20 protein-coding genes are annotated in these 22579 nt (G+C 75.1%); 13 read left to right on the forward strand and 7 right to left on the reverse strand.

Features of this window, described 5'->3' with window-relative positions; translation table 11 throughout:
* Positions 1-5 precede the first annotated feature (5 nt).
* On the reverse strand, positions 6-1625 hold the full coding sequence (locus ACGFN2_RS12485) for an MFS transporter (protein WP_393359681.1): 1620 nt from the start codon (positions 1623-1625) through the stop codon (positions 6-8).
* A 170-nt stretch (positions 1626-1795) separates the two neighbouring features.
* On the opposite strand from ACGFN2_RS12485, the gene ACGFN2_RS12490 reads away from it, so the two are divergent.
* The gene (locus tag ACGFN2_RS12490; RefSeq protein WP_393359683.1) at positions 1796-2758 is read left to right on the forward strand and encodes a GntR family transcriptional regulator; all 963 of its coding nucleotides are present in this window, start codon (positions 1796-1798) and stop codon (positions 2756-2758) included.
* Here the strand turns inward: ACGFN2_RS12490 and ACGFN2_RS12495 are convergent.
* Together ACGFN2_RS12495 and ACGFN2_RS12500 are read right to left on the reverse strand one after the other, a co-directional pair.
* Positions 2751-3977 (reverse strand): helix-turn-helix domain-containing protein, encoded by a 1227-nt coding sequence (locus ACGFN2_RS12495; RefSeq protein ID WP_362612188.1) that lies wholly within the window; start codon positions 3975-3977, stop codon positions 2751-2753. The two genes, ACGFN2_RS12490 and ACGFN2_RS12495, sit on opposite strands and share 8 nt — an antisense overlap.
* A 65-nt stretch (positions 3978-4042) precedes the next feature.
* Positions 4043-4189: a hypothetical protein gene (locus tag ACGFN2_RS12500; protein WP_362612190.1), complete on the reverse strand. Its 147-nt coding sequence runs from the start codon at positions 4187-4189 to the stop codon at positions 4043-4045.
* Positions 4190-4445: 256 nt separating this feature from the next.
* On the opposite strand from ACGFN2_RS12500, the gene ACGFN2_RS12505 reads away from it, so the two are divergent.
* The 11 genes from ACGFN2_RS12505 to ACGFN2_RS12555 all read left to right on the forward strand — a co-directional run bounded on the left by ACGFN2_RS12505 (position 4446) and on the right by ACGFN2_RS12555 (position 18672).
* Positions 4446-5435: a DUF3068 domain-containing protein gene (locus ACGFN2_RS12505; protein WP_393359686.1), complete on the forward strand. Its 990-nt coding sequence runs from the start codon at positions 4446-4448 to the stop codon at positions 5433-5435.
* A 275-nt stretch (positions 5436-5710) separates the two neighbouring features.
* A complete protein-coding gene (locus ACGFN2_RS12510) occupies positions 5711-6910 on the forward strand; it encodes a glycosyltransferase family 4 protein (protein WP_393359688.1) in 1200 nt (399 codons plus the stop codon).
* Between the two features lie 7 nt (positions 6911-6917).
* Entirely contained in the window at positions 6918-7643 is a 726-nt protein-coding gene (locus ACGFN2_RS12515) for a class I SAM-dependent methyltransferase (protein WP_393359690.1), read from the forward strand.
* Positions 7640-12214 carry an alpha-(1->3)-arabinofuranosyltransferase family protein gene (locus ACGFN2_RS12520; RefSeq protein ID WP_393359692.1) on the forward strand — a complete coding sequence of 1525 codons (4575 nt, stop codon included), beginning with the start codon at positions 7640-7642 and terminating at the stop codon, positions 12212-12214. Before ACGFN2_RS12515 ends, ACGFN2_RS12520 begins: the two co-directional genes overlap by 4 nt.
* Positions 12215-12777: 563 nt before the next feature.
* Complete coding sequence (locus ACGFN2_RS12525; RefSeq protein ID WP_393359850.1) at positions 12778-14187, forward strand: condensation protein; 1410 nt, start codon at positions 12778-12780, stop codon at positions 14185-14187.
* On the forward strand, positions 14184-14921 hold the full coding sequence (locus ACGFN2_RS12530) for a class I SAM-dependent methyltransferase (RefSeq protein WP_362606532.1): 738 nt from the start codon (positions 14184-14186) through the stop codon (positions 14919-14921). Before ACGFN2_RS12525 ends, ACGFN2_RS12530 begins: the two co-directional genes overlap by 4 nt.
* 4 nt (positions 14922-14925) lie before the next feature.
* Positions 14926-15858 (forward strand): DMT family transporter, encoded by a 933-nt coding sequence (locus tag ACGFN2_RS12535; RefSeq protein WP_393359694.1) that lies wholly within the window; start codon positions 14926-14928, stop codon positions 15856-15858.
* Positions 15845-16069, forward strand: a complete 225-nt coding sequence (locus ACGFN2_RS12540) for a Trm112 family protein (protein ID WP_393359696.1) — start codon at positions 15845-15847, stop codon at positions 16067-16069. The genes ACGFN2_RS12535 and ACGFN2_RS12540 overlap by 14 nt, the downstream gene beginning before the upstream one ends.
* Positions 16066-16881 (forward strand): FkbM family methyltransferase, encoded by an 816-nt coding sequence (locus tag ACGFN2_RS12545; protein WP_362606525.1) that lies wholly within the window; start codon positions 16066-16068, stop codon positions 16879-16881. Before ACGFN2_RS12540 ends, ACGFN2_RS12545 begins: the two co-directional genes overlap by 4 nt.
* Positions 16859-17452, forward strand: coding sequence for a hypothetical protein (locus tag ACGFN2_RS12550; RefSeq protein ID WP_362606523.1), 594 nt, complete (start codon positions 16859-16861; stop codon positions 17450-17452). Before ACGFN2_RS12545 ends, ACGFN2_RS12550 begins: the two co-directional genes overlap by 23 nt.
* A gap of 188 nt (positions 17453-17640) precedes the next feature.
* A complete protein-coding gene (locus tag ACGFN2_RS12555; protein WP_362606520.1) occupies positions 17641-18672 on the forward strand; it encodes a rod shape-determining protein in 1032 nt (343 codons plus the stop codon).
* Positions 18673-18756: 84 nt separating this feature from the next.
* On the opposite strand, the gene ACGFN2_RS12560 is transcribed toward ACGFN2_RS12555, so the two are convergent.
* The 3 genes from ACGFN2_RS12560 to ACGFN2_RS12570 form a co-directional block, all read right to left on the reverse strand.
* Entirely contained in the window at positions 18757-19353 is a 597-nt protein-coding gene (locus tag ACGFN2_RS12560; RefSeq protein WP_362606517.1) for a histidine phosphatase family protein, read from the reverse strand.
* The gene (trxA, locus tag ACGFN2_RS12565) at positions 19350-19757 is read right to left on the reverse strand and encodes a thioredoxin (RefSeq protein ID WP_362606515.1); all 408 of its coding nucleotides are present in this window, start codon (positions 19755-19757) and stop codon (positions 19350-19352) included. The genes ACGFN2_RS12560 and trxA overlap by 4 nt, the downstream gene beginning before the upstream one ends.
* Before the next feature lie 285 nt (positions 19758-20042).
* Positions 20043-20399 (reverse strand): cupin domain-containing protein, encoded by a 357-nt coding sequence (locus tag ACGFN2_RS12570; protein ID WP_362606513.1) that lies wholly within the window; start codon positions 20397-20399, stop codon positions 20043-20045.
* Positions 20400-20620: 221 nt separating this feature from the next.
* Between ACGFN2_RS12570 and ACGFN2_RS12575 the strand changes: the two genes are divergently transcribed.
* Entirely contained in the window at positions 20621-21496 is an 876-nt protein-coding gene (locus tag ACGFN2_RS12575; protein ID WP_362606510.1) for a glycosyltransferase family 2 protein, read from the forward strand.
* A 24-nt stretch (positions 21497-21520) separates the two neighbouring features.
* On the opposite strand, the gene ACGFN2_RS12580 is transcribed toward ACGFN2_RS12575, so the two are convergent.
* Entirely contained in the window at positions 21521-22465 is a 945-nt protein-coding gene (locus ACGFN2_RS12580) for a DUF5996 family protein (RefSeq protein ID WP_362606508.1), read from the reverse strand.
* Positions 22466-22579 lie beyond the last annotated feature (114 nt).

A 22579-nucleotide genomic window follows, 5' to 3' on the forward strand; every position in this document is an offset into this window, starting at 1 on the left:
CTTCGCTAGGGCGCCGCGGAGGTGCCGGTCGCCCCCGCTCCCGCCGGCGCGGCGAGGTCCGGTGCCCCCGCCCCGGCGGTGTCCGCTTCCCCGCCGGCCCCCGTCGTCCGCACCCCCCGCAGCAGCACCGGCGCCAGGACCGCGGCGCAGGCCATCACGCTCGCGGCGGTCAGTGCGGCCGACTGGAAGCCGTCGGTGAAGGCGGAGCGGGCCGCGGTCAGGAGCGCTTCGCCTGCCCGGCCCGGGAGTTCGGCGGCCACCGCGGCGGCGCCGGCCAGTGTTTCGCGGGCCGCGTCGGCCGCGGGTGCGGGGAGGGCGGCGGGCAGGGCGTCGGCCATGCCGGCCCGGTAGACGGCGCCGCCGATGCTGCCCAGGACGGCCATGCCCAGCGCGCCGCCCAGTTCGGTGCCGGACTCCAGCAGGGCCGAGGCGGAGCCGGCGCGCTCGGGCGGGGCGAGGCCGATGGCCAGTTCGTTGCCGAGGGACATCACCATCACCAGGCCCGCGGCGTAGACCGACGAGGCGACCAGGACGAACCACAGGGCGGAGTCCGGTGCCAGCCGGGACAGCCAGACGAAGCCGCCGGCCGCGAGGGCGAAGCCCAGGGCGATGACCCGGGCCCGGTCCATGCGCTGGGCGAGGGTGGCGGCCAGCGGTGCCATGCCGCCCACCGCGAGGGTCGGCAGCAGGTTCCACAGTGCCGCCTCCATGGGGCTCATGCCCCGTACGGACTGCAGGTACTGGGTGAAGAAGACCGCGCAGCCGACGACCGCGAACATCGCCAGCAGGTTCATCAGGACCGAGACGCTGAACCCGCGGCGGCGGAACAGCTCCAGGTCGAGCATCGGGTGGCGGGCGGTGCGCTGGCGGTGGACGAAGGCCGCGGCGGCCAGCAGTCCGGCCGTGAGGACGAGGACGGGCCGTGGTGCCAGGCCGTCGCGGGCGATCTCCTTGACGCCGTAGACCGTCGGCAGCATCGCGAGCAAGGACAGCAGCGCACCGGGCAGATCGAAGCGTCCGGCCGCCGGGTTCCTGAACTCCGGCAGCAGTAGCGGCCCGCAGACCAGCAGCAGCACCATCGCCGGGGTGTTGATCAGGAACACCGAGCCCCACCAGAAGTGCTCCAGCAGCGCCCCGCTGAGCACCGGGCCGACCGCGATGCCGCCCATCATCGCCGACGACCAGATCGCGACGGCCCTGCCGCGCTGCCGGGCGTCATGGAAGAGGTTGCGGATCAGCGCGAGCGTGGACGGCATCAGGGTGGCGCCGCCGACGCCGAGCAACGCCCGTGCGGCGATGAGGGTTTCCGCGCTCTGCGCGTAGGCGGCGACGCCGGAGGCGAGGCCGAAGAGGAGGGCGCCGGACAGCAGCAGCCTGCGGCGGCCGATGCGGTCGCCCAGTGCGCCCATGGTGATCAGCAGGCCGGCCAGGACGAAGCCGTAGACGTCCAGAATCCACAGCTGCTGGACGCTGCTGGGCTCCAGTTCGGCGGTCAGGAACGGCACCGCGAAGTAGAGCACCGAGACGTCCATCGAGACCAGGAGGCAGGGCAGCAGAAGGACGGCCAGGGCGGTCCACTCCCGGCGGCCGGCCGACGGCCGGGGTGTGTACGGAGTAAACAACATGGGTGACACGGTAAGCAGGGCGCGCTTACGGTGCAAACAGTTGGAGTGGTAAGGGAGTTGGAGGTGCATCACACTAGTGCACTACCGGCAACGCCCTGCCCTGGCGAGGTGCGCTGATACGCTCGCGAGCCTGGCGAAAGCCCCTGGTGCACTAGTACGGAGGTCGTCCCGTGGAGCAGTCGGCAGCCCCGCCGCCCTACCGGCGGATCGTCGAGGAGATCCGGAGCCGCATCGACTCCGGCACGCTCGCACCGGGCGACCGGGTGCCCTCGACCCGGCGGATCACCCGGGAGTGGGGGGTGGCGATGGCGACCGCGACCAAGGTGCTCACCACGCTGCGCCAGGAGGGCGTGGTCCGCGCCGTGCCGGGCGTGGGCACGGTGGTGGCCGCGCCGCAGCCGCAGCGGACCGCGCGCCCCGGACCCGCGCGCGAGCGGGGGCCGCGGGAGACGGACAGCGGGCTGAGCCGCGAGCGCGTCGTCCGGGCCGGACTCAGGATCGCCGACGCCGAGGGGCTGCGGGCGCTGTCCATGCGCCGGGTCGCCGCCGAGTTCGGGGTGTCCTCGATGGCGCTCTACCGCCATGTGGCCAACAAGGACGCGCTGGTGGTGCTGATGGCGGACGCGGCGTTCCACGACATCGTGCTCCCGGACCCGGCGCCGGACGGCTGGCGGGCGCGGATGGAGGCGGGCGCGCGGCTGCAATGGCAGCTCTACCAGCGGCATCCGTGGCTGGCCCACTACCTGTCGATCACCCGGCCGCAGCCGATGCCACGGGCGATGGCGCTCATCGAGTGGACCATGGCGCGGGTGGCGGGCGTGGACCCGGTGACGCTGCTCCACATGGCCGTGACCCTGCTGAACCACGTCCGCGCCACCGCCGCCGGCTTCGAGGACGACCTGGAGGCCGAGCAGGAGACCGGGATGGACCAGAGACAGTGGATGGCCTCCATGGAGCCGGTGTTCGAGGGCATCCTCACCTCGGGCTCCTACCCCATGTACGGGGGGATCTCGGGGCACGACGAGGACGTGGTGACGCTGACCTCGCTGTTCGAGTTCGGGCTGGCGCGGCTGCTGGACGGGATGGCGGTGCTGGTGGAGGGCAGGGCCCCGGGCTCCGGCGGGGTCAGCTGAGTTCCCCGCGCAGCCGGCGGGCCCGTAACACCAGCTCCAGTTCGAAGCGGCGGTCCGGGTCGTCGATCTCCGTGCCCCATAACTCGCGTATCTGGCGCAGCCGGTAGCGCACGGTCTGCGGATGGACGCCGAGCCGCGCGGCGACCTCGGGGGCGCCGCCGCGGGTCTCCAGCCAGGCGAGCAGGGTCTCCGCGAGGCGGCGGGCATGGGCCGGGCCACAGCTTTCCAGGGGCGCGAGGCGGCGGCGGGTGAGGTCCCCGATCAGCTCCTCCGGCGGCAGCAGGACCAGCGCCTCGGTGTGCTCGGTGCACTGCAGCAGCTCGCCGGCGGGCAGCAGTCCGCGCTCCGTCAGGTCGACCGCGGCCCCGGCCCAGCGCAGCGACTTCGCGGCGTCCAGCAGCGGTACGGCGGGGCCGATCGCGCCCGACCAGCCGGCCGCCGCGCGGGCCAGCAGCTCACGCCGCCCGGGGGCATCCGGGTCGGGCACCACCATCCGGGGCCGTTCGCTCTCCATGTCCAGCAGGACGTCCGGGGCGACGGCGGGCGCCACCGCCTCCCGGTCCGGCCGCAGCAGCACCGCGACCGCGACCCGCTCGGGCAGCGCCCAGCCGAGGCCGGCGGCGCGCTCGGCGAGGGCCGGCGGCACGTCCGCCGCCGCGCCGCGCCGGGGCCGCGCGGGGGCCGTGAACAGCTGCTCCATCAGGCGCCGTTGCCGCCGCAGCCGCTCACCGGCCTGGCGGGCGGCGGCCTCGGCGTAGCCGCGGACGGACTCGGCGACCAGGCCGTCCAGGTACTCGTAGCCGGACTCGGCCAGCTCGTACATCGCGGGCGCCGGGATCGCGACCTGCTGGCCGATCTCGGCGAGCCGCCGCCAGGCCAGCCGGACGCCCAGCCGGTAGACGGCCTGGAGGACGTCCAGGCTGCGGCCCTGGAGGCCCTCGCCGCGGCCGAACTCCTGGAAGACCCGCGGGTGGACGTGCGGCCGGTCCGGGCCGGCGGTCAGACGCGCGACGAAGTGCTCCAGCGACTGGCGGATTCCCACCAGCGCCCGGGGCTCCCCGAACTCGTCGGGGATCACCGGGAGTTGCGGGTAGGTACGGCGGATCTCTCGGAGGATGTCCTGGGCGAGGGCGGGCACCTCCTCCAGTGCCAGGGCGGCGAACTGCCGTACCTGATAGGGCGGTACCTCCCGCCAGGCCGAGCGGACGGCCGTCACCATGACGCGGACCTCCTCAGCACGCCCCGTACCGGCACGGCCCCGTCTCCCCGGCCCGCCCCGGCCCGCTAGTCACCGCCCCGGCCGAAGGTCACCAGCGGAACGTTCGGCTGCTCGGGGGTGGTGTCCAGGGCGGCGACGGCGCCGAGCGCGACGCCGGTGGCGAGGGCGGCGGCGGTCAGCACGGTCAGAGCGGCGGCGAGCGTTCGGGGCATGGCGCGGCGAGCCCTTCGTCGAGGCGGAGTCCGTCGGCGGCCTCCGTCGGGGTTGGCGCGGCACCCGGCACGGCCTCCCGGGCCGGTCCGGCAACCGCGCCCCACAGCGCGGCACCACTGGGGTCGCGGTGCCTGCCGAGTGTGGAAGGGCATTGACGCCCTGTCAAGAGTTCCCTTACGTTCCCGGCCCATGGCGCCTCGGGGCGCCGCACGTGCACCAGAGCGTGATTCCCCCACCGCTTCCAGGAGTGCCCGTATGCCCGTATCCGGCAAGTCCGCCCCCTCCCCCGCCGCGGCCACCGCCGCCCCTCCGCTGTCCCTGGCCGTCCTCGGTCTCGGCGTCTTCCTGCTGGTCCTGGCGCCCCTGCTGGCCTGGTACGTCACGCCACGGGCCAAGGTCACACCGGTCGATGTCGATGTCACCACCGTCTTCACCGGCGAGGGCGGCTACTTCGACACCGCCGCGCTGAAGACCCGCGACCACCGGCAGATCACGATCACCCGGCACGTCCTGGGCGATGTCGCGGCGAGCGAGAAGAGCGGGCGGGCGGTGTGGGACGTCTCCACCACCGTCGACACCCCGCAGACGCTGGCCCTGAAGGACCCGCGGCGCGCGTTCCAGTGGACCACCGAGCGCTGGGTCACCGACCGGCGCAGCAACGCGCCGGTGCACTGCTGCGCGGAGGCCCCGACCCGGTTCGACGGCGAGGCCTACCTCAAGTTCCCCTTCGATGTGCAGAAGAGGGGCTACCGCTGGTGGGACAACACGCTGGGCGCCGCGGTCCCGCTCCGCTTCGCCGGTACGCGGGAGGTGCGGGGCTACCCGGGCTACCGCTTCACCGGGACCGTGCCGGCCACCAGGACCGGCAGCCGGCAGGTGCCGGGGCGGCTGGTCGGACGGCCGCGGCAGGGCCAGATCCAGGCCGAGGAGTGGTACGCCAACTCCGGTATCGAGCTGGTCGTCGAGCCGCGCACCGGCCGGATCATGAACGCGGTGCTCTCGCCGGTCAAGACGCTGCGGGCCCCCGGCTCCCGGCGTACCGCGGTGACGCTGCTGCGCGGTGAGCGGCTGGAGTTCACGCCCGCGACGCAGCGGGCGCAGGTGCGGCTGGCGAAGGCGGACAGCGACAAGCTGGTGCTGGTGGGCCGGACGCTGCCGGTCACGGCCGCGGCGGCGGGCGCCGTGCTCGTGCCTGTGGGCGTGGTGTGGGTGGTGCGCGGCAGGCGGACACCGGACGGGTCCTGAGCGAAGTGATGAACCGTCAGTCGAATTCGGGGCCGTTTTTGTCACGCCGGTGAGTAGCCGCGGCGAAGGCGGCGGGCGAACACTGTCCACCCCACACGCAGCCGGCCGGCGCACGTCCGCCGCGCCGCACCGCACCCCGGCACCGCACCCCGGGCGCCGGGCGGACCGCCGCCCGGCGCGACCGCACCACCGCATGCTGCCGCACGGCCCGCACACTCAGTACGCAGTACGTCCCCCACCGCCGGTACCGCACCCTGAGACGAGTTGGAGCGCACATGCCCCAGCACGTACAGCCGTCCCCGCCTCCCGCAGTGCCCGCCGCCGGCCCCGCGGCGTCCGGGCCGCCCGGCTCCGGGCCGCCGCCGCTCCCGCGCCGGATCGTCTTCCTCGCCCGCCGCGATCTGGGCAACCCCGCCGCCGGCGGCTCCGAGCTGCTGGTGCACCGGATCGCCGAGGGACTCGCCGCCCACGGGCACCAGGTCACCCTGCTGTGCGGCGGACCGCCGTCCTCCGGGCTCCCGGCTCCTCCCGCACAGGGCGAAGCGCCCGCCCGCGGCTACCGGGTGCTGTCCGCGGGCGGCGACGCCGGCCACTTCCTGCGCGTGCCCCGGGCGGCGCGCCGGGCCGGGCCCTGCGATCTGCTGGTCGAGGTCTGCAACGGCATGCCGTACCTAGCGCCACTGTGGCACCGCGGCCCGACGCTGTGCCTGGTCAACCACGTCCACACGGATCTGTGGCGGCTGCGCTGTCCCGGGCCCGCCGCCCGGCTCGGCCGCCGCCTGGAGCACTGGGCGCTGGCCGGTGCGCACCGCCGCGGCCTGATGGTCGCGGTCTCCGGCTCCACGGCGTCCGCGCTGCACGGCCTCGGTGTCGACCCGGACCGCATCCGGCTGGTGTACAACGGCGTGGCGGAGCCCGGCCCGCTGGCCCCCAAGGCGCCCGAGCCGCTGTTCCTGGCCATGGGGCGGCTGGTCGAGTACAAGCGCATCGATCTGCTGCTGCGGCTGTGGGAGCGGGTGCGGCCGGTGACCGGCGGACGGCTGGTGATCGTCGGCGACGGCCCGGAGCGCGCCCGGCTGGCCGCCATGGCCGGGCCCGGCGTCACCCTCACCGGCCATGTCTCCGAGGAGCGCAAACACCAACTCCTGTGCTCGGCCTGGCTGTTGCTGCACCCCTCGCTGGTCGAGGGGTGGGGGCTGGTGGTGATGGAGGCCGCCGCCCGCCGCACCCCCGCCGTCGGCTTCGACATCCCGGGCCTGCGGGACTCCGTCGAGGACGGCCGGACGGGGCTGCTGGCCCGCGGCGAGAGCGCGTTCGCCGCGCACTGGTGCGCCCTCGCGCTCAGCGCCCGGCGCCGCGACGCCCTGGGCCGCGCCGCCGAACGGCGCGCCGCCCGCTTCCGGTGGAGCCATACCGTGCAGAGCTTCCGCGCGGTCGCGGCGGAGGCCGTCCTCGACCCGTTGTCCGGGCGGTGAAGGACCGGTGCGCGACCCCTCGCTGCGCAGATCAGCCACCCTCTTCCGGGCCTTCCTCCGGGAGCGGACCGACCCCGGGCACTGCTACCGGCTGCTCGCCCGGGACGCCGCCGACCAGATCGAGCGGTATGTGCCGCTGCGGGACGCGGTGGTCGCCGATGTCGGCGGCGGCAGCGGCTACTTCACCGCGGAGTTCCGCCGCCGCGGCGCCGCGGGCTGGCTCTTCGAACCCGACACGGCCGAGCTGACCGCGCACGGCCCGCCGCCCGAGGGCGCCGTGGTCGCCGACGGCTACCTGCTGCCGCTCGCCGACGGCGCCGTCGACATCTGCTTCTCCTCCAACGTCCTGGAACACGTCGCCGACCCGCAGACCTTCCTCAGCGAGCTGATCCGGGTCACCCGCCCCGGCGGGCTGATCTACGTCGCCTTCACCAACTGGTTCTCCCCCTGGGGCGGCCACGAGACCGCGCCCTGGCACTACCTGGGCGCCGAGCGGGCCCGCGCCCGCTACCTGCGGCGCACCGGCCACCCGGCCAAACACACCCTGGGCGTCAACCTGTTCGCGGTGCACATCGGCCGCACCCTGCGCCAGGTACGGGCCAGGGACGACATCGCCGTGGTCAGCGCCCGCTCCCGCTACGCGCCGTTCCTCGCCGAGGCCCTCCCCCGCCTCCCGGGCGTCCGGGAGGTCGCCACCTGGAACCTCCTCCTCATCCTCCGGCGGTTGCCATGACCCAGACCCTGAGGCCGTTCCCGTCCCCCGGTTCGCCCGACACCGGGGGACGGCCGGTGCCCGCGCCCGCGCCGCCGCCCGGCCCTCCCCGGCGCAGACGCTGGCTGTTCGCGTTCTGGGCGCTCGCGCTGGCCGGCTTCCTCGCGCCCGCGCCGGGGAAGATGACGTTCGAGACCAAGCTGGGGGTGGCCACCGACCCGTGGCGGTTCCTCGCCGACCTCGGGCAGCTGTGGCACGACCGGGCGGGCTTCGGCGGCATCGCCGACCAGTACATCGGCTACGCCTTCCCCACGCTCCCCTACTACGGCCTGGCCGATCTCGCCCAGGTCCCGGTGTGGCTGGCCGAGCGGCTGTGGATGTCGCTGATCGTCACGGCCGCGTTCTGGGGTGCGCTGCGGCTCGCCGAACGGCTCCGCACCGGCACCCCGCCGGCCCGCCTCCTGGCCGCCGCCTGCTACGCCCTGTGGCCAACCTTCACCCTCGTCATCGGCTCCACCTCCGCCGCCGCACTGCCCGGCGCGCTGCTGCCGTGGGTGCTGCTGCCACTGACCAACCCGCAGGTCAGCGCGCGGATCGCGGCCACCCGCTCGGCGCTGCTGATCCCCTTCATGGGCGGCGTCAACGCGGCCTCGACGCTGGCCTCGCTGCTGCCCGCCGGCCTGTATCTGCTGTCGCGCACGGGGCCGCGCCGGGCGAGGCTGCTCGCCTGGTGGCTGCCCGGCGTCGTGCTGGCCACCGCCTGGTGGGTGGTGCCGCTGCTGATGCTCGGCCTGCACGGCGAGAACTTCATGCCGTTCATCGAGCAGGCCGACACCACCACCGGCACCATGTCCGCCACCGAGCTGCTGCGCGGCGCCGGCAACTGGGTCGGCTACCTCGACTTCGGCGAACCCTGGCTGCCGGCCGGCTGGACCATGACGGCCCGGCCGTACGCGGTGCTCGGTTCGGCGCTGGCCGCGGCGCTCGGCCTGGCCGGGCTCGCCCGCCGGGACCTGCCCGAGCGGCGCTGGCTGCTGCTGACCGTGCTGGCCGTGGCGCTGATCGCGCTGGCCGGGTACGGCGGCGCGCTCGGCGGACCGCTGCACGGCCTGTGGCAGGACTGGCTCAACGGCTGGCTGCGCCCGTTCCGCAACATCTACAAGTTCACCCCGGGCCTGGCGCTGGCGCTCACCCTGGGCCTGGCGCATCTGCTCGCCATCGCCACCGAACGCCGCGGCACCCGGCGGCTCCCCGCCCGCCGCCGCCTCCCGCTGCTCACCGCGCTCCTCGTGCTGCCCGCCCTCGCGCTGCCCTTCCTCACCGGCACCGTCCTCCAGCCCGGCGCCTTCACCGAACTGCCCGACTCCTGGCAACGGGCCGCCGCCTGGCTCCAGAAGCACTCCCCGCACAGCCGCGCCCTGGTCGTCCCCGCGACCGCGCACGGCCTCTACACCTGGGGCTCCCCCATCGACGAACCGTTCGACGTGCTCGCCACCTCCCCCTGGGCGCAGCGCGACTTCGTCCCGTTCAGCACCCCGGGCGCCCGCCGCACCCTGGACGCCGTCGAACAGGCCCTGCTCACCGGCGCGCAAGTGCCGGGGCTGCGCGACTACTTGGGCCGGGCCGGACTGCACGACGTGGTCGTCCGCAACGACCTCGACCCGGACCAGATCGGCTACGTCCCCCCGCAGACCGTCAAACGCACCCTGCAGGCCTCCGGCTACCGCAAGGCGGCCGCCTTCGGCCCGCTGACCACCGGCGGCCGCATCCCCTCCGGGGCGCCCCTCCAGGTCCAGGGCCTCTACCCGCGCCAGCGCGCCGTCGAGATCTACCGGCCGGCCGGCACCCCCGAACCCGGCCCGGTCACCACCCGGGCCGTCGCGGACACCGCCCAGCTCAGCGGCGGCCCCGAAGCCCTCCTCCAGCTGTCCGCCGACCCGACGCTGCGCCGCCGCGCCACCGTGCTGACCGGTGACCGCCACCCCGGCCTCGGCACCCCGCCGCTCCAGCTGACCGCCGACGGCCTGCGCCGCGCCGACACCCGCTTCGGCCTGGTCAACAGCAACACCTCGTACACCTACACCGCCGGCGAGCGGAACCACCCCGGCAGCGTCCAGGACCCCGGCCGCCCGCCCCGGCAGATCCTGCCGACCACCGGCCCCGGCCACCAGACCACCGCCGTCCTCCGCGGCGCGTCCTCGGTCACCGCCTCCACCAGCGGCAACTGGCTCTTCCACCTGCCGCAGTACGACCCGGTCAACGCCTTCGACGGCAACCCCGACACCGCCTGGGCGGAAGGCAGCGCCGGGGCCCCCGTCGGCCAGTGGGTGCGGGTCGCGTTCACCCGGCCCGTCACCCTCCCGTCCGCGCTGTCCCTCACCCCGCTGCCCGGGGACGGGCTGCGCGCCGCCCCGACCTCCGTACGGGTGGAGACCGACCGCGGCAGCACCACCGGCACCCTGCGCCCCGACGGGACGCCCCAGCGGGTCAAGGCCCCGGCCGGGCGGGCGGCCTGGCTGAAGGTGACGATCCTCGGCTCGCAGACCCCGCGCGCCGGGCTCTCCGGCGCCGGCTTCCGGGAGATCTCCGTACCCGGCGTCCAGGTCACCCGGCTGCTGCAACTCCCCACCGACACCGAGCGGTCCGGCGCACCCGCCGAGGTCCTCTCGCTGCACCGCGGCAGCGACCCGGGCGGGCTCTCCCCGGTCTCCGCGGAGACCGGACTGCACCGCCAGTTCCGCACCGGCGCCGCCGCCCCGTACCGGATCTCCGGTACGGCGCTGCCCGTACCCGGCCCCGAACTCGACCGGCTCCTGGACCGCATCGCACCGGAACAGCGGGACCGGATCACCGCCACCGCCGACTCCACCGGCTTCGGCTTCGGGCAGTCGCTCAGCCCCCGCAACCTCGTCGACGGCGATCTCACCACCGCCTGGATCGCCGGCGACCGGCCGACGCTGCATCTGCGCTGGCCCGGCCGGAAGAAGATCGACCAGATCGTGCTGGCCGCGGCCGGCGGCCTCGCCACCCGGCCGGAACAGATCCTCATCAACTCGCCGGACGGCGCGGCCACCGCGGGCGTCGACGAGAACGGCCAGGCCCGCTTCGACCCGATCACCACCGACCGCCTCGACCTCACCCTCAGCAAGGTCACACCGCTGACCCTGCACAACCCGGTCGCCGGCCAGGCACTCCAGCTCCCGGTCGGACTCAGCGAGATCCATATCCCCGCACTCGACGGCTACCGCACCCCGCGGCCCGCCGCCGGCGCCCGCTTCTCGGTCGGCTGCGGCCAGGGCCCGATGCTCGCCGTCGACGGCGTCCTGCACACCACCCAGGCCTCCGGATACGTCCGCGACCTCACCGAACGCCGCCCGGTCACGGTCCGCCCGTGCGCCGGCCCGGCCCGTGACGGAAGCCTGCAACTCCCCTCCGGACGCCACCGGGTGGAGGCGGGCGACCAGGGGCCGCTGGCACTGACCGAGGTCACCCTGCGACGGGGCGACACGCGGGCCGTGGGCGACGGGGCGGAGAGCGAGCCGACGGCCGCGGAGCGGAAGGACTCTCCTCCGGAGCAGGGAGCTGACGCCCCCGAGCGGAAGGTCGCCGTGAAGGACTGGGCGGGCGACCGCCGCAGTGTGACGGTCGGCGCGGGCCGGGCCGTCTACCTCCAGCTGCACGAGAACGCCAACGACGGCTGGCAGGCCACGCTCGACGGCCGCCCGCTCACCCCGCTCCGGGTGGACGGCTGGCAGCAGGCCTTCCTCGTCCCGGCCGGCTCCGGCGGAACCGTCACCCTCTCCTACGCCCCGGCCGTCACCTACGGACTGGGCCTGGCCGGCGGCGCCCTCGGGCTCGCGCTCCTGCTCGTCTCCGCCCTCGTCCGCCGCACCCCCCGCACCCCGCCGCCCGCACCGGCGCCCCCGCCCGCCCCCTCCTGGGTCCTGGGCGTCCTGGCACTCACCGCGGTACTCGCCCTGGCCTCCGGGCCCTACGCCCTGATCGTGCCGGCCCTGGCCCTCCTGGCCCGCTTCCGCCCCCAACTCCTGCTCCCCCTGGCCCTGCTGGCGATGGTGACCGCCGGCATCATCGCGGCCCTGGGAGCGGGCGCACCCCACGCCGCCGGCCAGGGCGCCTTCAGCGCCACCGCACAGGCAGCGGCCCTGCTGGCCCTGGCGGCAGCGGTGGTCACGATGCCGGGCGGGGCGGTTCGGGAGCCGGCCTCTCCGGAGCGGGCGGGGCCCGATACGGACGGGGCACGGGAGGGCTCGTCCGGAGCGTCGGGAGCGTCCGGAGCGCCCGGAGCATCGGGGCCGGCTGATCCGCCCGGCCCCGACGAGCCGCCGCCACTTCCGCGCCGGGTGCGGGACGGGGGCAGCGACCGGGACGGTGACGGGGACGGCGGCGCGGTAGCGGTCGGGCGGCCGATCGTGGCCCAGGGACGAACACCGGGCGCCGGCCCGAACTGGGCCGAGCGGACGGGCCCCTGGCCGGGCGGTCCCGTACCACCGGGCGACAGCCGGGCCACACCGCCGCTCCACAGCGCTCCCGCACCGCCGACCCACAACAGCGGGAAGGACACCACCCGATGACCACACGGCAACCGGCCGGGCACGAACCACCCGGCCAATGGGGCGAACCGTCCAAGGGCCAGACCGAGCCCTCCGACGAGCGACGAGAACCACCGCCCGGCCGGGACGCCGCACCCGACGGCCGGAGCGCCGAGCCCGACGGCCGGGACGCCGAGCCCGTCGGCAGACACGAACCGCCCGCCGGCTGGCCAGATGCGCCCACCCGCCGACACGGACCGCCCAGCGGCGCCGGCACACCCACCAAACCCAGCAGCCCCGGCACACCCATCAACCCCTGTGGCCCTGACGCACCCCCCAACCGCCGCGGCCCTGGCACACCCACCAACCCCAGCAGCCCTGGCACACCCACCAACACCTGTGGCCCCGACACACCCACCGACCCTGGCAGCCCCACCGCACCCACCAACCCCCGCAGCCCCGCCGCACCCACCAACCCCTGTGCCCCCGACACACCCACCAACCCCAGCAGCCCCGCCGCGTTCTCCCCCGCCCCCTCCCCCTCTCCCCCTTCGGGGGAGGGGGCGGGGGGTGGGTTCGGGGGTGGGGGGGAGCAGAGCCACGGCATCGGGCAGCAAAGCCACGGCATCAACGAGCCGAGCCGCGGCATCGTCGTGGCCCGCGTCCCCTTCCCCGTCGTGGACGAGGTCTCCCGGCACTGTCTGGACGAGGGCCATCCGGAGACCGTGCACATCGAGGTGCACCTCCCCGGGCGGATCGACCCCGCCCGGCTGCGCACCGCGTTCCACCGGGCGCTCGCCCGCCATCCGCGCGTCCTGATGCGCCAGGCGCCGGTCCGCTGGTGGCACCGCCGCTACACCTGGCAGCTGACCGCCGCCCCGGACGTGGACCCGGTCGACTTCCCGCCGCCCGGCCCGGACGCGCTGGCCCGCGCCCGGCAGCGCGCGCTCGACGACAGCCCGCCGCTGCACGCCTCACCTCCCGTACGGCTGACGGTGATCGCGCAGGCGGACGGCGGCACCGTCCTGCTCCTCACCCTGCACCACACCGCGCTGGACGGTCCGGCCTGTCTGCGGGTGCTGGCCACCGCCGCCGAGCTGTACAGCGGCGCCGACAACTCCCCCGCCCCGCCGCCCGTGCGCGCCGCCGGTCCCCGTACGGAGCGGCCGCAGGCCGACGACGTGCCGGACGCCGGGCCGCGTTTCTCCCGGCCGGCCCGTATCGCCGCCGCCCCCGGCCGCGTTCCCCGCACCGGCCGGCCGGGCAACGGCATGCTCCTGACCGAACTGCCGATTCCGGCCCGGCCGCCGCGCGCACCGGGACGGGTGGCGCCGTACACCGTCAACGACCAACTCCTGGTCGCCACCTGGCTGATGGTGGCCCGCTGGAACCGGCTGCACGCCCCGGGCGGCCCGCACGGCCCGGCCGCCGCCCCCGTCGTCCTCACCATGCCCGTCGACGACCGGCCGCGCGGCGCCGAGATGCCCATCGGCAACGGCACCCGGCTGCTGACGGTCGGCTTCGGCCCGGAGGAGCGCAGGGACGCCGGGCCGCTGACCGCCGATCCGCCCGACCCGGAGGCGGTGGCCCGGCTGCTGCGGCGCACCGCCGCCCGCACCCGCGCCCTCAAGGCCGCACCCCCGGGGCGCCAACTCGGCTTCGCCTCCGTGGTGTTGACGGCGCCCGTCCTCCCGGTCGGGCTGCGCGGCGCGGTCACCCGTGCGCTGCGCGCCGCCGCCGCGCCCTGGACCTCCACCACCCTCCTGTCCAACATCGGCCGGATTCCCTACCCGCTGGACTTCGGGGCGGCCGGCCGCCCGACCGCGGTGTGGTTCTCCGCGCCGGCCCGGATGCCGCGCGGCCTCACCGTCACCACCGTCTCCGTGGCCGGCCGCATCCAGCTGGCGCTGCGCTGGTCCCCGGCTCTCCTGGACGACGCGGCCGGCGCCCGGCTCGGTGCCCTGTTCCGCTCCTCGCTCGCCGCCACCGCCTGGACCGGCGGAGCGGCCCGGTGACCCGGCCCCCCGCCACGCTGCGGGACTTCTACGAGAACCCCGCCGTGCCGGTCGCCTCCGGCGCCGCCCGCAGCCGGCGGCAGGCCCGGCTGCTGGCCCGCGCCCTGGGCCCCGCAGGGCCCGGTGCCCCGGCCGCCACCATCCTGGACATCGGCTGCGGCGACGGCTCGGCGGCGGCCACCGCGGCGGAACTGCTCACCGGTCACCGGCTGGTCGGCGTCGACTGGTCGCAGGACGCCCTGCGCCGCGCCCGGACCCGGCTCCCCTGTGCGGTGCGCGGGGAACTCACCGACGGGGGGCTGCCGTTCGCGTCCGGCTCCGCGGACGCCGTCCTCTTCAGTGAGGTCATCGAGCATCTCGTGGACCCCGACGCCGCCCTGGACGAGCTGCGCCGGGTCCTGCGCCCCGGCGGCCATCTGCTGCTCTCCACCCCCAACCTCGCCGCCTGGTACAACCGCGGGCTGCTGCTCGCCGGGGTCCAGCCCGTCTTCTCGGAGGTGAGCATGCGCCGCGTCCACGGCCGGCCGGGCACCCAGGTCGTCGGCCATCTGCGGCTCTACACGGCCCGTGCGCTGCGCGGCTTCCTGGCCGCGTCCGGGTTCGAGGCCGTACGGATCGCCGGCGCTCCGTACCACGATGTGCCGCGGCCGCTGCGCCCTGTGGACCGCGCCGCCTGCCATGTCCCGTCGCTGGCCTCCATCCTGCTCGCGCACGCCCGCCGGGGAAGGGAGTAACGCGGTGCCGTGGTGGGGCGTGGCGTCCGCGCTGCTCGCCAACGTCCTGTACAGCACCGGCTTCGTGCTGGAGAAGCGCGCACTGGCCGGACTGCCCGCGCTGAGCACCCGGCAGCCCGTACGGGTCGTCGGCCGGCTGCTGTCCAGCCCGCTGTGGCTGGCCGGTTCGCTGGCACTGGCCGCCGGGTTCGCCGCCCAGCTCGCCGTGTACCGCACGCTGCCGCTCGCCGCCGCCCAGGGCCTGTTCGTCTCCGGCCTGGTGCTGCTTCTGCTGCTGTCCTCGGTGGTGCTGGGCGAGCGGACCAGCGGCCGGGAGCGGCGGAGCATCCTGGCGGTTCTGGTGGCGCTGGCGCTGGTCGTCGCCTCCCTCCGGGGCGAGGGCGCCGGGGCCGTCGCCCGCACCGCGCCGCCCGCCACCCTGCTGCTGATCGCGGTGCCGTCGCTGGCCGCCGGGCTGCTGCTGTACCGCTCGGCGGAGCGGCGCGCCCGCCGTCGTCACCGGCTGCCGACGGCGGGTGTCCCCTACGGGGTCGCCGTCGGCCTGCTCTACGGGGTCAGCTCGCTGGCCATCAAGGGCGTCTCCGGGCTGCTGACCACCCGGGACATCCCGGCCGTGGCCGAGCGGCTGTTCGGCTCGCCCTACCCGTACCTGCTGCTCGTCACCGGGGCCGCCGGTCTGGTGCTGTCCCAGACCGCGCTGCAACGCTGCCGGGCCTCTGTGATCGTCCCCGTCTGCACCACCGTGACCTGTGTGTTCACCGTCGTCTGCGGCACCGTGGCGTTCGGTGAGCCGCTGCCCGCCGATCCGCTGCGCCGGGCGCTGCGGCTGGGCGGCACCGCGGTCGCCGTGGCGGTCCTGCTCGCGCTGCCCCGCCACGACCCGCCCGCCCCCGCGTCCCCCACCAAGACCCCGGAGTTGCCTCATGACACCCGATGACCCGCTGCTGAAGATCCTCGTCTGCCCGCTCGACAAGGGCCCGCTGTCGCTGCTCGCCCCCGGTGACGCCCTCTACAACCCCCGGCTGCGCCGCCGCTACCCGGTCCTCGACGGCATCCCCCAGCTGCTGCCCTCCTCCGGCGAACCGCTCACCGACGCCGAGCACACCCGCGCGCTCGGCCGGCTCGCCGACCGCGAGCCGGGGTCGTGACGCTGGCCGCGCGGCTGGCGCCCCGGCTGCCGGCCCGGCTGGTGTCGGCGCTGGCCGCCGGGCTCTATCCGCGGTTCGAGCCGGAGCTGCGTCGGCTCGCCGACTTCTGCCCGCCCGGCGGCACGGCCGTCGACGTCGGCGGGTGGTACGGCCCGTGGACCCGGCGGCTGGCCCGCCGCGCCGACCGGGTCGTCACCCTCGAACCGGTGCCCCACCTGGCGCGTCTGCTCGCCTCGGTCACTCCCGCGCATGTCGAGGTGGTGTCCGCCGCGGCCACCGACCGCACCGGGTGCGCCACCCTCTGGCTGCCCGCGGACGGCCGCGGCGACCGCGGGGTCTCCTCGCTCGTCCGCCGTGAGCTGCACACCGCCGCCCTGGAGGTGCCCTGTCTCCCGCTGGACGCGCTGCGGCTGGCGTCCGTCACCCTCATCAAGATCGACGCGGAGGGCGCGGAGCTGTCGGTACTGCGCGGTGCCGCCGACACCGTCGCGCACCAACTCCCGGCACTGTTCGTCGAGTTGGAGACCCGCATCCAGCCCCTCGGGCCCGTACTGGACTGGACTGCCGCCCGTGGCTACCGCGGCTGGGTCCTGCCGGACGACCGCTGGCTGCCGCTGGACGCCTTCGATCTGCCCGGCCACCAGTCCCGCACCTGCCAGGTCGCCGAGCACGGGCTGCTGCGCCGCTCCCTCGCCCCGCACCGCCGCTACGTCAACTCCGTGCTCTTCCTGCCCGACGGCGAGCGACCCGGCCGCCCCGCCGCCCGCGCCGTCCCCCACCATGTCCCTCATGGACCCGACCACGGACACTGACCCGCCCTCCGGTCCGCCCGGACCGGTCGCCTTCCAGCTCGTCCTGCTGCGCAGGATGGCCGACCACCACCCCGGGCTGGTCGAGGACGCGCTGCGCACCCTGGGTGTCTCCCGCGCCACGATGCGCGAGGCCAACCGCCGCTGGCAGGCGCGGATGCACGCCCCGCGCGCGCCCGGCGGCCTCCGGCCGTATCGTGCGCTGCTCGGCACCCCGGAGAGCGTGACCGCCCGCCGGATCGGCGATCTGCACTGCGAGGCCCTGACCTGGCCGGTCCCGCTCTGGCCCGGCCTGCGGTTCGAGGTCCTCACCGGCGGCCGGGGCGCCGTCTGGAACGCCTGGCTCGTCCGGGCACCCGGCGCCACCGGCCCCGACCTGCGCACCACAGCGGATCTGACGCCCTGGTCGTGCACCGTCGACGAGGTCGCCCGCGCCTTCGCCCCGGCCCGCCCCATGGAGGGCAGTGCCCCCACCCGCTGGCGGCTGGCCTGCACCGCGCCCGGCCCCGACGGCACCCCGCGGGAGATCGTCCCCGAGTTCACCTGGGGGCTGTATCAGCGGCTGACCGGCTGAGGGGCCGCCGCACCGGCTTCTCCCCGCCGTGTCACCCCTTCGCCGCAACCGCCCCGCCCCCGTCCCCCGGGCGGACCCGTCCAGCGGGCGGCGCCCCGCGCGCGACCGGAGGATGGCGCTCGAGCGGTCCCTGCGAACCGGCCGCGCGAGCGCTTCGTCCACACCGGCCCATCGGGGAGGAATCACCCATGACCATCAGCCTCGCCCAATTGCGGCGCTGTTCGGCCGCCATCGACATCGGCGCGGCCCGGACCAGGGTGTATGTGAAGAACCATGGGCTGGTCGTCGACGAACCGACCGTGGCCGCCATCAACACCCGCAGCGGGGCGCTGCTGGCCGTCGGCGCCCAGGCCGAGGTGATGGACGGCCGCACCCCCGACTACATCCGCGTGGTGCGCCCGGTCTCCAACGGCACCATCGTCGACATCGACATGGCGCAGCGGCTGCTGCGGACCCTGGTCGGCGACAAGCTGCGCCGGACCTGGCGGCGCCGCCCCTCGATGCGGGCCGCGGTCTGCCTCCCGTACGGCAGTGAGCCGCTGGCCCAGCGGGCCGCCGTGGAGACGCTCACCGGGCTCGGGGCGCGGCGGGTGGAGCTGGTCGACACCCTGGTCGCCGCCGCGGTGGGGTCGGGGCTTCCGGTGGAGCAGCCCGAGGCGACCATGATCGTGGTGTGCGGCGCCGGAACCACGCAGGTCGCGGTGCTCTCGCTCGGTTCGATCGTGTCGGCGGAGACCGTTCCGGTGGGCGGCAACGCCATCGACCACGCGGTCGTCCAGCATCTGCGGCTGCACCACGAACTGATGCTGGCGGGGCAGGCGGTACGCCCGCTGCAGCTGATCCTCTCCGGTGGCGACGGGATCACCCCCGGCTCCACCGAGGTGCACGGCCGGGACGTGGTCAGCGGGATGGCGCGCTCCGTACATGTCGACACCGAGCGGGTGCGGGACGCCATCACCACCCCGCTGACCTCGATCCTCGACGGCATCGGGGCGGTGCTGCGCCGCTGCCCGCCGGATCTGGTGGCCGACCTCGGGGAGCGCGGCATCGTGCTCGCGGGCGGCAGCGCCCTGATCCCCGGCCTGGAGCCGATGATCCATCAGGCCACGAACATGCCGGTGCACACCGCGGACCACCCCGACACCTGTGCCGTCATGGGCCTCGGCGCCATGATCGAGGGCAAGGTGCAGCCCCTGCACCTCGACCCGATGGACCCGTAGCCCGTAGCCCGTAGTCGGCCGGCGGCCGCGTCCCCGGGTCTCCGGGCGTACGGCCCGGCGCTCACGGCCCCGGGCCCGCCGGCGTCACAGACTGCGGGCGTTCCAGGCGACGACCGCGGGCCGGTCGTGCTCGGTTCCCAGGATGCCGACCGTCGCGGTCTCGAAGGTGAAGAGGCCCCCGGCGGCGGGCGGCAGCCCGAGCCTGCGGGCGGCCAGCACCCGCAGGAAGTGCGCGTGCGCCACCAGCGCCACATCGCCCTCGTCGGCGGCGAGCTGTGGCGCGAGCCGCGCCAGTACCCGGTCGGCGCGCGCCCCGACCTGCTCGGGCGACTCCCCCGGATGCTCCGCCGGCCCCTCGGCGACGCCGTCGGAGAACAGATACCAGCCGGGCCGGCTGCGGTGGATCTCGGCGCTGGTGATGCCCTCATAGCCGCCGTAGTCCCATTCCCGCAGGTCGGCGTCGATCTGCGGGCGGGCGAGGCCCGCCAGCTCGGCGGTGCGCAGCGCCCGCTCCATCGGGCTGGCGTACACCTGCCCGATCTTCCGGTCCGACAGCAGCGGCCGCAGTGCGCGGGCCTGCTCCTCACCGGTGGCGGTCAGCGGCAGGTCGGTCCAGCTGGTGTGCCGGCCGTCCCTGCTCCACTCGGTCTCGCCGTGCCGGACCAGAAGGAGGTCGCTCACGAGCCCTGCGCCTGCTGCCCCTGCTCGGCCCCGGCCTGTTCGGCCTGCTGGGCCTCGGCGACCGAGGCGCGGACCTCGTCCATGTCCAGGGCGCGGGCCTGGCCGATGACGTCCTCCAGGGCCTCGGCGGGCAGCGCGCCGGGCTGCGCGAAGACCGCGATGTTCTCCCGGACGATCATCACGGTCGGGATGGACTGGATCTGGAGGGCCTGCGCCAGCTCGGGCTGCGCCTCCGTGTCGACCTTGGCGAAGACCAGGTCCTCATGCGTCTCGGAGGACTTCTCGAAGACCGGGCCGAACTGCTTGCACGGCCCGCACCACTCGGCCCAGAAGTCGATCAGGACGAAGTCGTTGGCGGAGACGATTTCGTCGAAGTTTTCCTTGGTGAGCTCGATGGTGCTCATGCCTGTTTCCCTGCTTCCGGTCTGTCGACGCTTGTCAGTCGGTCTCCGGCTGCGGCAACGGGATCACCCCGTGAGGTATTCCGCAGGCCGGACCGTCCCGCACCCCTGCCCACCGATCGCGTTCCTAGACATACGGATCTGCGTGGCAAACCACACGTCACCCGGCCGGCCGACGCGGCGGCCGCACACCGCGCCCCGGCCCCGCTCCGTACGCGGTCAGGCAGGGTCCTCCGCCCGCGCAGCCCCTCCCGGTGCCACTGACCGTCGCGCTTGTCCAGCCCCGTCCTAGCCCTTCGCGTAGTCCTTCGCCATCTGGCCCGCGAAGTCGTACAGGACGCACTGCTCGTCCCCGACGATCCAGGCATCGTGTCCGGGCGGGAGGACGAAGACATCGCCGGGCCCCACCTCGGACTCCGCGCCGTCGTTCATCCTGATCCGCATCCGGCCCTGGACCACGAAGCAGTTGTGGTGCACCTCGCAGCTGTCGGTCCCGGCTATCGGGCCCACCGACTCCGACCAGCGCCAGCCGGGCTCGAAGGTGGCCACGGCGAAGTCCAGTCCGGTGAGGTGCAGGGCTTCGAGGTGACCCCGGGGAAAGTCGCGCCGTTCATCCGGCTTGTCGACCGTCTTGACTTCCATCATGAGGGCTTCCTCCATCCACCCCCCTCGCATCCGGGCGAACCCCCCGGCCCTTCCATGGTGCGCCGGTCCGGCACCCCCGGCATCCGCGGGCGCCCCGCCCGCGGCGCGGATGTTCCCCAGCGTTCAGCGGCCGGATGTCGCCGGGGCAGCGCCGTGGCACGCGGCCGCCGCACCCGGCGGTTAGCATCCCGACAAGACCGCCAAGAACGGAGCAAACTTCTGTGCGTCATCTGCGCGTAGGCGTCGCCATCTTGACCATGGGGAACCGTCCCGCCGAGCTGCGGGCGCTGCTGGACTCGGTCGCCAAGCAGGACCTCCAGCCCGCTCACCTCGTGGTCATCGGAAACGGCTCCCCGCTGCCCCCGCTGCCGCACGGCGCCCTCGGCGTCGAGCTGAGCGAGAACCTGGGGGTCTCGGGCGGCCGCAATGTCGCCCTCGACGAGCTGCGCAAGCTCGGGGACCTCGACGTGGTGGTCGACCTGGACGACGACGGTCTGCTGACCGCCCCGGACGTCTTCAGCCGGCTGGCGGAACTGTACGCCGACGACCCGGAGTTGGGGATCGTGAGCTTCCGCATCGCCGACGAGCGGGGCCGCACCCAGCGCCGCCACGTGCCCCGGCTGCGGGCCGGCGACCCGGCGCGCGGCGGACTGGTCACCACCTTCCTCGGCGGCGGGCACGCGCTGTCCGTACCGATGCTGGACCGGATCGGCGGCTGGCCCGACGACTTCTTCTACGCCCACGAGGAGACCGACCTCGCCTGGCGGGCCCTGGACGACGGCTGGCACATCCGCTACGCCCCGGAGCTGGTGCTCCAGCACCCCTACACCTCACCGACCCGGCACGCGGTCTACCACCGCATGGTCGCCAGAAACCGCGTCTGGCTGGCCCGGCGGCACCTCCCCGCCGTCCTGGTGCCGCTCTACCTGGGCGTATGGGCCGTGCTGACCGCCGTCCGGAGCCCTTCGGCGGCGGGCCTGCGCGCCTGGGCCGCCGGCTTCGCCGAGGGGGTACGGACCCCGTGCGGCCGGCGCCGTCCGCTGCGCTGGCGCACGGTGTGGCGGATGACGAGACTGGGCCGCCCGCCGGTCGTCTGAGGCGCGCCCCTCGACGGCGCCGGCTCAGCCCTGCTCGTGCCGCAGCTGGGGGTCCGTCACCCCGCCCGGACAGGCGAGCCCTTCGATGTCCCACCCGGCCAGCCCGGCACCGGCCCGGTAGGCACTCCCGTAGAACGCGAGCACGGCCGCACGGGGGTCCGCCGCGGCGCGCGCGTCGTCGTACCGCAGCACGGCCAGGTGGCTGCCGCCGCGCTCGGCCCAGCGCGCCGCCTCCGGCCGCAGCGGCTCTTTGTCCAGGTCAGCGGGCTCCGGCGCGGTGTAGGAGTAGAACGCGGGCTCGGGGAAACCGTCGTCCCCGAACCAGAAACCGAAGCTGACCACCTCCCGGGAGTACGCCTCCCGGGTCACCGGGTCGGTCTGCCGGGGCTGGTCCACCCGCCGCCCGGAGAACCGGGTGTGGGCGATGTCGAAGGTGTGCCAGAAGTGGTGCACCGGGCTGACCTTCCCCTCATAGCCCGCGGCGAACTCCTCCAGCACCGCCGCCACCTGGCTGAGCACCCGCCAGTAGCGGTGGGCGTGCCCGGGATCGTAGACCGCGTGCTCGGTGTCCTCGGCGAACGGCCGCCCGGCGTCGGGCAGGTCGAACGGCCCGGGGACGGCGAGCCGCACCCGGATACCCAGCCCGGCCAGCACGTCCATCAGGGTGTCGTGGAAGTCCGCCACGGACCGCCCGGCGAGCGGGAACGAGACCGTCCGGCCGTCCAGCACCGCCACGACCAGCTGATGCCCGACGAAGTCGAAGTCGATCGTGAACAGCGGATTGCCGTCGACCTGCCCCATAGGCCGCGTGGTGATACCGCGCCCGGTGAGATGGAAGGGCACGTTCCACCAGTGGTTACGCCGCGGCCCGGCGGCCAGCCGCACCTTCCCCACCACCTGCGCGAACCGATGAACCGTCTCTTTGGTGTCCCGCCACTCCGCATACGGGATCGCCGGAAACAGCTCCATCGCCCACACCCTGCCCTTTCGCGCCCCACCCTCCCGACGGCCGACCGACCGACCCTTGAACGACCATGATGAGCACGCCGAAAGACATCCGGCACGTCGGCCCGAAGCCCACCC

Source organism: Streptomyces sp. NPDC048612 (assembly GCF_043199295.1).
GTDB lineage: Bacteria > Actinomycetota > Actinomycetes > Streptomycetales > Streptomycetaceae > Streptomyces.